Below are 12,735 nucleotides of genomic sequence, written 5' to 3' on the forward strand. Positions count from 1 at the left end.
TTTCTGTGTTTTGCGGAAATTAAGGCACCTTCCTTCAGGACGTCGCGCACTTAGACTGCCTTCCTCTGATCGCCGCCATCCCTGTATTTTTTCAAACTATTAAGGAGGAATATTGATGAAAAAACAAACGTCATCGCAAATCCGTAACATGTTCTTAGAATACTTTAAGGAAAAGGGACATAGTGTAGAGCCGTCTGCACCACTTGTTCCAATTGATGATGCATCGCTTTTATGGATTAATAGTGGTGTTGCGACATTAAAGAAATATTTTGATGGACGTGTCGTTCCGACAAATCCGCGGATTGTTAATGCACAAAAATCGATCCGTACAAATGACATTGAAAACGTTGGGAAAACAGCACGTCACCATACATTTTTTGAAATGCTTGGTAACTTTTCCATCGGAGATTACTTCAAAGAAGAAGCAATTATTCGTGCGTGGGAATTTCTAACGGATGCAAAATGGATTGGCTTTGATCCAGAACTATTGTCTATCACGGTTCATCCTGAAGACGAAGAGGCTTATGCAATTTGGCGCGATAAAATCGGCATTCCAGAAGAGCGGATTATCCGATTGGAAGGGAACTTCTGGGATATCGGAGAAGGTCCAAGCGGTCCGAACTCTGAAATCTTCTATGACCGAGGACCGGCATATGGCGATGATTATTCAGATCCTGAACTGTATCCCGGCGGAGAAAATGAGCGCTACCTGGAAGTTTGGAACCTTGTATTCTCAGAGTTCAATCATAACCCGGATCATACGTACACACCGCTTCCGAAAAAGAATATCGATACAGGTATGGGGCTAGAGCGTCTAGCTTCTATTATCCAAAATGTCCCAACGAACTTCGATACAGATTTATTCATGCCGATTATGCATGCCATTGAACGGGTTTCAGGTGAAAAATACGGCGTAGATACACAGAAAGACACGGCATTCAAAGTCATTGCAGACCATATCCGCACAGTGGCGTTTGCGATTGGAGATGGAGCATTGCCGTCCAATGAAGGTCGTGGCTACGTACTAAGAAGATTGCTACGCAGAGCCGTCCGTTTTGCGAAACAGCTCGGCATTAATGATCCATTCATGTACAATCTTGTGCCAGTAGTAGGGGAAATCATGAAGGATTTCTATCCGGAAGTGGACGACAAACAAGCTTTCATTATGAAAGTGATTAAAAATGAAGAAGAGCGTTTCCATGAAACATTGACGGAAGGCTTAGCGATTTTGTCAGGTGTTATTGATAATGCAAAATCATCAGGCACATCTGTTGTTCCTGGAGCCGATGCATTTCGTTTGTATGACACATATGGCTTCCCATTCGAATTGACAGAGGAATTCGCGGAAGAGGCTGGAATCGCTGTTGATCGGGCTGGTTTCGATGCAGAGATGGAAAATCAACGTCAACGTGCACGTGCGGCTCGTCAAGACGTTGACTCGATGCATGTTCAATCAGGTATTCTTGGCGACATCCATGATGTGAGTGAATTTATTGGCTACGATCAATTGCAATGCGAAGCAACTGTTGTTGCGCTTTTACAGCAAGGGGTAGCAGTGGAGCAAGCATCTGAAGGGGACGAAATTCAGTTCATCCTCAATCGCACACCGTTCTATGCGGAAAGTGGCGGACAAGTAGCGGATAAAGGGACGATTAGTGGTGAGACTTTCATTGCAGATATCAAAGATGTGCAAAAAGCGCCAAACGGGCAAAACTTGCATACAGCGATTATCCGTTCAGGTGAATTGCTCAAAGGTGCGACTGTTCATGCAGAAGTACAGCAAGAGGAGCGGAAGCTGACGATTCGTAACCATACGGCGACGCATTTATTGCACAAAGCATTGAAAGAAGTATTAGGTGAGCACGTCAACCAAGCCGGCTCTTATGTAGGGCCAGATCGTCTGCGCTTCGACTTCTCTCATTTTGGTCAGGTAACGAAAGAAGAATTGGAAACCATTGAACAAATGGTGAATGAGCAAATTTGGCAAGATATCGCAGTAAACATTGCAGAAAAACCAATTGCCGAAGCGAAGGAAATGGGCGCAATGGCATTGTTCGGCGAAAAATACGGCGATATTGTTCGTGTCGTATCAGTAGGCGATTACTCGATTGAACTGTGCGGAGGCTGTCACGTCACATCGACATCCGTTATTGGTATGTTTAAACTCGTATCCGAGAGTGGAATCGGTGCGGGTACTCGTCGTATCGAGGCACTGACAGGCCAACAGGCTTTCCGTTCTTTTAAAGAGGAAGAAGCGATGCTTGTTAGCGCGGCGGGGCTTTTGAAAGCGAACCCGAAAGATCTTGTGACGAAAATTGGGTCCGTGTTAGCGGATATGAAAGAATTACAGCGTGAAAACGACTCGCTCGCTGCTAAGCTCGGCAATAGCCAAGTGGCAGACATTCTAGCAGCGGCACAGCAAATCAACGATGTCTCGGTCATCGCAGCGCGCGTTGATGTGAAAGATAATAACGGATTGCGTCAGATGATGGATGAAATGAAGCAAAAATTGTCGAAAGCTGTAATCGTTCTTGGAGCAGCAGCAGATGGCAAAGTCATGCTCGTTTCAGGCGTAACGGAAGATTTGAAAACAGGGAACTATCATGCAGGCAAAATCGTCAGTCATGTTGCAGCGCAGTGTGATGGAAAAGGCGGCGGACGACCTGATATGGCAATGGCTGGAGCAAAAGATGCGTCCAAACTTGATGAAGCGCTTCAATCCGTGTATGATTATGTCAAATCTGTTTAACCGAAATTGCAAATCGGGTATACTTATAGACGGAGTACAGGTACGATTCGATTTGTAAAAACGGATGATCTGAAAGCGGGGTGTCGATCATGAATTCATACGACAAAACGATGAAATTCAACTTTCCTGAAGAGTCGATGGAGCAGGAAGTGAAGCAGGTCATGCTTCATGTGCACAAGGCACTTGATGATAAGGGGTATAATCCAATCAATCAGATTGTCGGTTATCTTCTATCAGGCGACCCAGCATATATACCACGTCATGAAGATGCACGCAATTCGATTCGGAAACTAGAACGGGACGAAATTCTTGAGGAACTCGTAAAGTTTTATATCCGTGAAAACGGAGGGAATATGGATTGAGAACAATGGGATTAGATGTCGGGACCAAAACAGTCGGCATTGCGATTAGTGATGCACTTGGGTGGACAGCCCAAGGCATTGAAACGCTCAAGGTCGATGAGGGTGCCGGTCAGTTCGGCATAGAAAGAATTCAGCAACTCGTGAAAGAATACGATGTAAATGGATTCGTAGTCGGATACCCCAAAAACATGAATAACACGATTGGACCGAGAGGGGAAGCATCTGAAAAGTATGCAGAACTGCTCAAAGAAACATTTGGTCTTCCCGTTATATTATGGGATGAGCGACTGACAACGATGGCTGCTGAGCGCGTGTTAATTGATGCAGATGTTAGCCGGAAAAAAAGAAAGACTGTAATCGATAAGATGGCAGCAATCATGATCCTGCAAGGGTATCTTGATTCAAAAAATTGATGAGGTGATTGGAATGGTAGAGCACGGACAAGAAACAATGACGATTGTAGATGAAAACGGAAATGAACACGTATGTGAAGTAATCTTCACATTTGACTCAGAAGACTTTGGTAAGTCGTATGTTCTTTATCACATACTAGGTCAAGATGATACAGATGATGAGGAAGTTGAAATTCATGCATCTGCATTCATCCCTTCTGAAGACAATCAAGATGGCGAATTAATGCCAATCGAAGATGATGCTGAGTGGGAAATGATCGAAGAAATGTTGAACACGTTCCTTGCAGAAGAGGACGAAGACGAAGAATAAACCATATGTGCACGGACGGGACGGTGCAGACCGTTCCGTCTTTCTTTGTGTTTTCCTTGGCTTTAGCAGGAGATCGCACAAGGGAATGGTACTAGTGCATCCCTGCGCTTTTCTTATTGAAAGAGGTGATTTAGTATGGACAATGAGAATGGTTCAAAAAAAGAAGTCATGCTTGAGCGAATGACTGAAAAGAAAAAAGAAGTAAAAGTCGTTAGAAAAATCGTTTTTGGTATTGCATTGGTCGTTGTGCTTATTGGCTTAATCGGTGGATTTGCAACTTTTAACTATGTAACAGGGGCACTTGAACCGATGGATCCGAAATCGAAAAAAGTCATTCAAGTGGAGATTCCAATTGGCTCAGGCTTGAATGCAATCTCTGCAGAACTGCAAGAAAAAGGGATTATTAAAAATGCACGTATTTTTAAATACTATGCGAAGTTTAACAATGAATCACAGTTTCAAGCGGGTACATATGGGCTAACAAAAGCAATGACACCAGATGAATTAATCCAAAGTTTGAAAACCGGAAAAGTATATCGCACACCTGTCTTTACGGTGGCTGTTCCTGAAGGATTGACTGTGCAGCAGATTGCTGACATTGTTGAAAAGCGTACGGGTCATACTGCAGAAGCTTTTCTTGCGTATATTAATGATCCAGAAACCATTGACTATTTGATGGGGAAATATCCACAACTTTTGACCGAGGATATTAAAGCGGAATCAGTTCGTTATCCTTTGGAAGGGTACTTATTCCCAGCGACCTATCCATTTTACGAGGATAAGCCATCCCTTGAAACGATTGTCGATTCAATGGTACAAGCAACAAATGTCAACGTGACACCTTACCTTGATTTCCTTGATCAGGAAGGAAAATCGGTTCATTGGCTATTGACATTTGCTTCTTTACTTGAAAAGGAAGCGACGGCACAATCAGATCGTGAAACGATTGCCAGTGTATTTTACAATCGCTTAAAAGTCGATATGCCTTTGCAGACGGATCCAACTGTTCTCTACGCACTTGGCGAACATAAAGATCGCGTTCTCTATGCGGATTTAGAAATTGATAATCCATATAATACGTACAAAAATAAAGGACTACCACCAGGACCAATTGCTGGGGCCGGTGTGTCTTCGATCAAAGCCGTAGTGGATCCATCGAGGACTGATTATCTGTTCTTCTTAGCGGATAAAAAAGGAGTCAATCACTTCACGGATAATTATGATCAGCACTTGGAAAATAAGAAGAAGTATATAGATGGACAATAAGGCAATGAACATGAAGGACTGGAGTGGGCAATTTGGACAACTATGATGCATATATTGCAAGCTTCGTAAAAGAAAAAGAGCCCTTCATCGAGGAGATGGAAAGGTACGCGGAAGATCAGTGTGTGCCCATCATGGATAGCGGCGGGATTGAAACATTTATCGGTCTTTTACGCATTCAACGGCCGAAAAAAATTCTAGAACTTGGCAGTGCCATTGGCTATTCAGCAATACGGATTGCAGGGGCGTTGAAAGAATCAACCATCGTGACTGTTGAGCGGGATCCCGCACGTTATCAGAAGGCATTCGACAATATTCAGCGGAGTGACTGTGCCGAGCGTATTCAAATCATTGAGGCGGATGCGTTGTTGACAGAGGATCCTGCAATTTTTGAACAGACCTATGATGCATTGTTCATTGACGCAGCGAAAGGGCAATATCAACGCTTCTTTGAAAAATATGCATCAACTGTTGCTACTGGCGGTGTCATCTATTGCGATAATCTGTTCATGCATGGTATGGTATTGCTCGAAGCAAATGAAGTGCCGCGACGCAAGCGTACGATGATTCGCAATTTGAAGGAATTTACGCGCTGGGTTATGGCACACCCCGATTTTGAAACAGCATTGCTCCCAGTAGGAGACGGACTGTTAATCGCGGTGAAAAAATAAGAAACAATCGATTGAGGAGAGTTTGAAGATGAATTCAAGAAAACCTCTCGTCATCGGCATTGCTGGTGGTTCGGGATCTGGAAAGACGAGCGTTACACATGCAATCTATGACGTGTTTAAGGAGCATTCTGTTGTTGTCATTGAACAGGATTACTATTATAAAGACCAGTCCCATCTAGTATTTGAAGAGCGTCTAGCAACTAATTATGACCATCCGTTGGCATTCGATACGGATTTGCTCATTCAACATGTTGGGCGGCTACTCGAGCGGGAAACGATTGAAAAACCTGTCTACGATTATTCGCTGCACACAAGGTCAGACGAGACGGTTGTCATTGAGCCGCAAGATGTTATCATTTTAGAAGGGATTTTGGTCCTTGAAGATGAGCGGCTACGTGAGCTGATGGATATTAAGTTATTCGTTGATACGGATGCGGATTTGCGCATTATTCGTCGCATTATGCGGGACATTAATGAGCGTGGTAGAACAATCGAGTCAGTGATTGATCAATATATGTCCGTTGTTCGCCCAATGCATAATCAATTCATCGAGCCAACGAAGAGATATGCGGATATTATTATTCCAGAAGGCGGACAGAATGAAGTCGCGATTGACCTAATGGTTACAAAAATAAAAACAATTCTTGAATCTGGCACGAAACTGTAATATGATGATGACATAATAATTCAATAAAGATGAAAACTATGTCGCATACCTCTTGTAGGAGCGGCATAGTATTTTTATGAAGAGGAATATGAGGAGTGTTGTGAAATGATTACTGAAAAGAAGTTTCCAATGACGGCAACAGGTAAACAAAAGCTTGAGGAAGAGCTTGAATTTTTGAAAACGGTTAAGCGTAAAGAAGTGGTTGAGCGTATTAAAATTGCTCGAAGCTACGGCGACCTATCGGAAAACTCCGAATACGATTCTGCGAAAGAAGATCAGGCTTTCCTAGAAGGTAAAATCTCAACGTTAGAATCAATGATCCGTAATGCGGTAATTATTACAGAAGACGAACTAAATACTGACGAAGTCCGCCTTGGGAAAACGGTTACATTTAAAGAACTACCGGACGGCGACGAAGAAACGTATACGATTGTTGGTTCTGCAGAAGCGAATCCGCTGGAAGGTCTTATTTCAAATGATTCACCAATTGCCAAAGGCCTAATCGGTCGTTGTAAAGGTGACGAAGTGAAAATCGTAACACCGGGTGGAGAAATGTCGGTTACCATTCTTGAAATAAAATAACTCGATGTGCCGCCTTCTACATGAGGGCGGTTTTACTCTTTTTCTTAAGAAGGGATGCGCTTTTCTTATGAAACCTTTGCACTTGTCAATCGTCCAATAACAGATTGGCAAACTGACAAAATCGAAACGGAGTTGATTGCGTATGAATGGACAAGACCCGGAGCTTTCAAGGGTAAGTCGTAAAAAAGGACGCAACCGTAAAGACAACATCTTGAACATTTTGATCGGCGTGGTCGTCATATTGATTGTGATTACTGCATCCATCATATTTGCTGGAAACAATGATGGTGAACAGGTTAGTGATAAGGGTGCGGTGACAGAAGAAAATCGACCAAATGACAACGATGATAAAAGTGATCCAAAGGATAAAGGACAAGAAGGTCCAGTTGTGGATGAAGACGAAGACGAAGACGTATCAGTAAAAGATGATGAACCAATAACGGATTCGATGGCGGATGAGGATAGTACTACAGAATCTGAAACGGTTACAAGTAGTCCATCAGATGATGCTGCTGTTGCGGAAACATTGGTTGATTCGTCATGGCAACCGATTGGAACGACTCAAACGGGTAATCATGTATCACTTTATGACGGTACGTCTGTAGACTGGAATGAAAAGAAGCAAGCACTTGCCTATGCAACGGGACTACCAGAAGATACAATGATTTTTTGGAAAATCAAAAATGGTGGGGATCCACAAAAATCCATCGGTATTGTTTCCTCACAAGATACAACGGAGAAATACCGTGTCTACTTGGAATGGGTGGATGGAGAAGGATGGAAGCCTACGAAGATGGACGTGTTAACGACATTGGAAGGGCAAAAGTAAGCAATATATAGGTTGGACTTATGATTTGCACCCAATCTCCAGCGAAGGTGCCTTACATGCGGTAGCCAACCGAACAACGAAGGGTTCGGTTTGTATAATTTCTGTGTCCTTTGCAGAAATTATACAGAAAATGCAAAGGAGTAACTAGTTAGGTGGGAGGCATCCGCAAGCGCCAAGCGTTGTTGGGAAGTTTCTTTTGTTCAATGTATGATAGTTAAAAAGAAACCTGTGGAGGGAATTAGATGAGAATCGCAGTAATTGGTGCAATGGAAGAAGAAGTAGAATTATTACGTAAAGAAATTGTTTCGGGCAAAGTAACAGTGGTAGCGGATTGTGAATTTATCGAAGGAGAAATTGGGCAACATACGGTGATCCTTGTGAAAAGCGGAATCGGTAAAGTCAATGCTGCCATTGCAACGACGTTATTATTGAATAATTATAAGCCTGATGTAGTCCTCAATACAGGATCTGCGGGTGGTTTCCAAACATCGCTAGAAGTCGGTACAGTCGTTATTTCTGATGAAGTCCGACATCACGATGTCGATGTGACAGCATTTGGTTATGAGCATGGGCAAGTACCTGGTCAACCTGCTGCTTATGTTGCGGATGAAAAATTAGTAACAATTGCACGTGCTGCGGTTGAAGAAATTGGCGAACATGCACATGCAACGGGACTTATCGCTTCGGGTGATGTCTTTATGAGTGATCCTGTACGCGTTGAAAAAGTGCGAGAATTATTCCCAACGATGATTGCTGCAGAAATGGAAGCTTCGGCTGTTGCACAAGTATGTCATCAGTTTGGCACACCATTTGTTGTGATTCGTGCATTATCAGATATTGCAGGCAAAGAATCATCTATTAGTTTTGATGAATTTCTCCCGATTGCGGCACGCCATTCAACAGATATTGTTTTACAAGCTATCTCGAAACTTTAAACATTTCATGGTAAGATAGACGTAAGGGTCTTTTATTTTAAAGATGTTTTCAAGGAGGGAACCCACTATGTTATATTTAATGGCTGGTACATTCGTTGGTACGGCAATCATCGCACTTATTATTGCACGTGAGGTTAGTGCAGACTGAGGCTGGATAAAAAGAGGCGTTTCCGATGTCGGGGGTCACTCCCGCATGGAAACGCCTTTTGATTTTCCAGACAAGGGAACGTTAGCTTTATTCATGTCTAGCTCCAGGCGCCAGCCGCTTGGGTCATAAGCTGTTTCGGCTATGAGGCAAAGAACGCCTCTTCGTGCTTGCAGGATGCAGGTATGCAATCATTGCCGCAGGACGCGGCGGACTTAGATTGCCTTCCCTAAATCTAAATCATCTTATGCCTGTCGCGTCTTAGTGGGCGCCTAACGCCTGGGCCTACAGGAAGTAGGTCATGCAGTCGTTGCCACAGGACGTGGCGATTTTAGACTGCTTTCCGCTATTCATTATATTCATGTTTAAATAACTGATACAATTTAACGATTGCACGTTTTTCAATGCGGGAAACATAGCTTCTTGAAATATTGAGTTGCTCGGCAATTTCCTTTTGTGTCATCGGTTGATCGTCTAACAGGCCGTAGCGTCGTTGAATGATTTCGAGCTCTCTACCGTCAAGTTTTCCAAGATGCCTATACAGCCGTTCTTTTCGTTCTTTTTGCTCGACGGTATCGACCGGTGCTTCGTCATCTGTTTGCAGCAGATCGGCAATTTGGAGTGACTGCCCATCTTTATCCATACCGATTGGGTCAAATAGTGATACATCTTTTTGCACTTTTTTTTGCGTGCGTAAGTACATGAGTATTTCGTTTTCGATACAGCGTGCAGCATATGTGGCAAGTTTCGTTTTGCGGTCGGGCGTGAAGCTGTTGACGGCTTTCATAAGTCCAATTGTCCCGATTGAAATATAGTCATCAAGCAGTTCATGTTTTGGGTGGAATTTTTTTACGATATGTGCGACAAGTCGCATGTTGCGTTCAATGAGTTCATCCCGAGCGTCTTCATCGCCTTCTGCAAGCCGTGCAAGGCAAGCTGCTTCCTCTTCTTTTGATAAGGGACGTTGAAATGCCTGCCCTCTGATATAGCCAATCACGGCAGGAATCTCAAGCCATAGCTGGACCATCGCCATGACAAACCCGCTCATCGGGCCACCTCCTGTGTCGTTGTATGACAGCATATGCGGTCGCGCCTTGCCATATCACCGATTATTCAGTCGGACAGGCGGTACAGGATGTCCGTATTTTCGAACAAAGCGTGTAATGTGGATGATTATGTTATAATCATTTCAGAAACAGTACTATATCGGAGTGGATAACATGTATAACAACTTTTTACCAAGTGAATACGTCAAAAATGTTTTTCATATTCAACCAGAGAAACTAGTAGCCAGAGGCGTTAAAGGGATTATTACGGATCTAGACAATACACTTGTCGAATGGGACCGACCTCTTGCGACCGCTGAAATCATTGACTGGGTGACATCTATGAGAGACGTTGGCATACAAGTGATGATTGTTTCGAATAACAATAACACGCGCGTGAAAGCATTTTGTGATCCGCTTGGGATTCCATTCATTTGCGATGCTCGTAAGCCACTAAGAAAGTCTTTTAACAAGGCACTTATGACTATGGGTATCCAAAAAGAGCAAGCGGTTTTCATCGGTGATCAGATGATGACCGATATTCTGGGCGGTAACCGGGCAGGCTTGCACACAATACTTGTTGTGCCAGTGGCTAGCTCTGACGGTTTCTTCACAAAGTTTAACCGAATGATGGAAAGAAGAATTATGGCCAAGCTTAAACGTAAAGGCCTGTTGAAGTGGGAGGAATAAGTTTGGAAGAGATTAAATGTATTGGTTGCGGGATTACGATTCAGACAGATAATCCGAAAGCAGAGGGCTATACGCCACCTGTTTCGTTGGAAAAAGACGATGTTATTTGTAAACGCTGCTTTCGATTACGCAATTACAATGAGCTACAACCCGTATCGTTATCAGGAGACGATTTTTTAAATATCTTAAACGGTATTGGACAAAAGGATGGTTTAGTCGTTAAAATCGTTGACATTTTCGATTTTAACGGTAGCTGGATCAATGGCTTACACCGTTTTGTCGGCAATAAAGATATTTTATTAATCGGCAATAAATCTGATGTTTTACCGAAATCCATTAATCCAAATCGTTTGATTAACTGGATGAAGGCAGAGGCGGTTAAATTAGGATTGAAACCTGCTGATGTTCTGCTCGTTTCTGCGCATAAAGGGCATGGGATGGAAGAGGCACTTGCAGCAATTGACAAGCTTCGTCGTGGTAAAGATGTCTATGTTGTAGGTTGTACAAATGTTGGGAAATCGACATTCATAAATCGTATTATTAAAGGTGCTACGGGTGTGGGCGAAGTCATTACAACTTCTCATTTTCCGGGAACAACACTCGATTTAGTGGAGATTCCACTGGATGATGGCAAGGCGATTTACGATACACCAGGTATTATTAATGACCACCAGATTGCGCATCATTTGAATGCACAAGATTTGAAAGCTATCACACCGAAGAAAGAATTGAAACCAAAAGTGTTTCAGTTAAATGCGGAACAAACACTGTTTATCGCTGGGCTGGCGCGCTTCGATTTCATCGCAGGTGACCGTTCGTCCTTTACGATTCATGTGTCTAACGATTTGCTTATTCATCGTACAAAGCTTTCGAATGCTGAGACATTGTACCGTGAGCATCTTGGTGCGATGTTGTCACCGCCATCTGGTGAATCAGTGGATACATTGCCACCATTTGTGCGTCATGAATTTTCGGTGAAAAAGGCAAAAACGGATATTGTCATTTCAGGTCTTGGATGGATTACTATCCAGCATCCAGACGTCGTTGTCGCTGTCCATGCACCACGGGGCGTGGATGTCGTTCTTCGACCTTCATTAATCTAAGGGTGTTCAAAAAAGTCCGGTGAAAATGGCTCTTCGGATTACGTTGTCAGCTTGCTACTCCACTGCTCGTAGCTACGCTTCCTAGTACTCCTCGGCCCTTTTCATTTTCCTTTTTGAACGTATAGGAAGGGATGGCTTCAGATGAAAAAATGGTATGCAGTAATCGGGGATCCAATCGCACAGTCGATGTCTCCAGCTATGCATGAAGCGTGGTTTGCGGAAAATGATATTGAGGCTGCTTATATTCCGATTCATGTAACGGCGGCCAAGCTTGGAGAAGCTGTTGCGAGCTTAAAGAATCTAGGCTGTAGTGGTTGGAATGTGACCGTTCCACATAAAAGTGCTATCATCCCATATCTTGATCGATTGGAGCCGTCTGCACAGCAGATGAATGCCGTCAATACGGTTCATGTGTTGCCAGATGGCTCATTGGTCGGTTCCAATACGGACGGTCTTGGCTTTGTTCGTTCGTTGGAAGAAGCATATGGCGAGCAGTGCAAACAACAAAAAGTATTGCTTGTCGGTGCCGGTGGTGCAGCTCGTGGCATCGCATTTGCACTTGATGCGATGGGGTATGGTCCAATTACCTTCACGAATCGAACGTTTGAGAAGGCTGAACAATTGGCATCAGATCTTTCCAATGCATCAGTTTCGTCTCTAGCTGAAGCAGAAACCTCTTTAGCTGACTATGGTTTAATCGTCCAGACGACCTCTGTTGGCATGAACTTCGCGCAGGCAGGAATGCCGATTAATCCAATGAATGTCGCAGGTGGGGCGGTTGTCGCAGATATTATTTATAATCCGCTTGAAACAGAACTTCTTGCGGAAGCTCGGAAAAAAGGTGCCCACACGATGAACGGCGTCGGCATGTTTGCCCATCAGGGAGCATTGGCCTTTGAAACATGGACGGGCGTTCGACCGAATACAGAAAAAATGATTAAAAAAATAACAACAACTCTTGGAGGTTAAC

The 12,735-nt window shown here is 43.5% G+C and carries 14 protein-coding genes; 13 read left to right on the forward strand and 1 reads right to left on the reverse strand.

What is annotated here, in order from left to right; all coding sequences use genetic code 11:
* The first annotated feature begins 115 nt into the window (after positions 1-115).
* The 10 genes from alaS to mtnN all read left to right on the forward strand — a co-directional run bounded on the left by alaS (position 116) and on the right by mtnN (position 8,781).
* Complete coding sequence (gene alaS / locus MKY34_RS12865; protein ID WP_342511179.1) at positions 116-2,749, forward strand: alanine--tRNA ligase; 2,634 nt, start codon at positions 116-118, stop codon at positions 2,747-2,749.
* Positions 2,750-2,838: 89 nt separating this feature from the next.
* On the forward strand, positions 2,839-3,111 hold the full coding sequence (locus MKY34_RS12870) for an IreB family regulatory phosphoprotein (RefSeq protein ID WP_342511181.1): 273 nt from the start codon (positions 2,839-2,841) through the stop codon (positions 3,109-3,111).
* Positions 3,108-3,524 carry a Holliday junction resolvase RuvX gene (gene ruvX / locus MKY34_RS12875; RefSeq protein ID WP_342511183.1) on the forward strand — a complete coding sequence of 139 codons (417 nt, stop codon included), beginning with the start codon at positions 3,108-3,110 and terminating at the stop codon, positions 3,522-3,524. The genes MKY34_RS12870 and ruvX overlap by 4 nt, the downstream gene beginning before the upstream one ends.
* A gap of 13 nt (positions 3,525-3,537) precedes the next feature.
* Positions 3,538-3,834 carry a DUF1292 domain-containing protein gene (locus tag MKY34_RS12880; protein WP_342511185.1) on the forward strand — a complete coding sequence of 99 codons (297 nt, stop codon included), beginning with the start codon at positions 3,538-3,540 and terminating at the stop codon, positions 3,832-3,834.
* A 135-nt stretch (positions 3,835-3,969) separates the two neighbouring features.
* Positions 3,970-5,100, forward strand: coding sequence for an endolytic transglycosylase MltG (mltG, locus tag MKY34_RS12885; protein ID WP_342511187.1), 1,131 nt, complete (start codon positions 3,970-3,972; stop codon positions 5,098-5,100).
* Positions 5,101-5,132: 32 nt separating this feature from the next.
* Positions 5,133-5,768, forward strand: coding sequence for an O-methyltransferase (locus MKY34_RS12890; protein WP_342511188.1), 636 nt, complete (start codon positions 5,133-5,135; stop codon positions 5,766-5,768).
* A 28-nt stretch (positions 5,769-5,796) separates the two neighbouring features.
* A complete protein-coding gene (gene udk / locus MKY34_RS12895) occupies positions 5,797-6,435 on the forward strand; it encodes a uridine kinase (RefSeq protein WP_342511190.1) in 639 nt (212 codons plus the stop codon).
* A gap of 105 nt (positions 6,436-6,540) precedes the next feature.
* Positions 6,541-7,017 carry a transcription elongation factor GreA gene (gene greA, locus MKY34_RS12900; RefSeq protein WP_342511191.1) on the forward strand — a complete coding sequence of 159 codons (477 nt, stop codon included), beginning with the start codon at positions 6,541-6,543 and terminating at the stop codon, positions 7,015-7,017.
* A gap of 142 nt (positions 7,018-7,159) precedes the next feature.
* Entirely contained in the window at positions 7,160-7,846 is a 687-nt protein-coding gene (locus MKY34_RS12905) for a YrrS family protein (RefSeq protein WP_342511193.1), read from the forward strand.
* A gap of 242 nt (positions 7,847-8,088) precedes the next feature.
* On the forward strand, positions 8,089-8,781 hold the full coding sequence (gene mtnN, locus MKY34_RS12910; protein WP_342511194.1) for a 5'-methylthioadenosine/S-adenosylhomocysteine nucleosidase: 693 nt from the start codon (positions 8,089-8,091) through the stop codon (positions 8,779-8,781).
* A gap of 491 nt (positions 8,782-9,272) precedes the next feature.
* On the opposite strand, the gene sigK is transcribed toward mtnN, so the two are convergent.
* Positions 9,273-9,974, reverse strand: a complete 702-nt coding sequence (gene sigK / locus MKY34_RS12915) for an RNA polymerase sporulation sigma factor SigK (protein ID WP_342511196.1) — start codon at positions 9,972-9,974, stop codon at positions 9,273-9,275.
* 172 nt (positions 9,975-10,146) lie between these two features.
* Between sigK and MKY34_RS12920 the strand changes: the two genes are divergently transcribed.
* From MKY34_RS12920 to aroE, 3 genes are all read left to right on the forward strand, one after another.
* Positions 10,147-10,662: a YqeG family HAD IIIA-type phosphatase gene (locus tag MKY34_RS12920; RefSeq protein ID WP_342511198.1), complete on the forward strand. Its 516-nt coding sequence runs from the start codon at positions 10,147-10,149 to the stop codon at positions 10,660-10,662.
* A 2-nt stretch (positions 10,663-10,664) separates the two neighbouring features.
* Entirely contained in the window at positions 10,665-11,765 is a 1,101-nt protein-coding gene (gene yqeH / locus MKY34_RS12925; protein ID WP_342511200.1) for a ribosome biogenesis GTPase YqeH, read from the forward strand.
* 141 nt (positions 11,766-11,906) lie between these two features.
* On the forward strand, positions 11,907-12,734 hold the full coding sequence (aroE, locus tag MKY34_RS12930) for a shikimate dehydrogenase (protein ID WP_342511202.1): 828 nt from the start codon (positions 11,907-11,909) through the stop codon (positions 12,732-12,734).
* The last annotated feature ends 1 nt before the right edge of the window (position 12,735 follow it).

The sequence above is a fragment of the Sporosarcina sp. FSL K6-1522 genome, from assembly GCF_038622445.1.
Lineage (GTDB): Bacteria > Bacillota > Bacilli > Bacillales_A > Planococcaceae > Sporosarcina.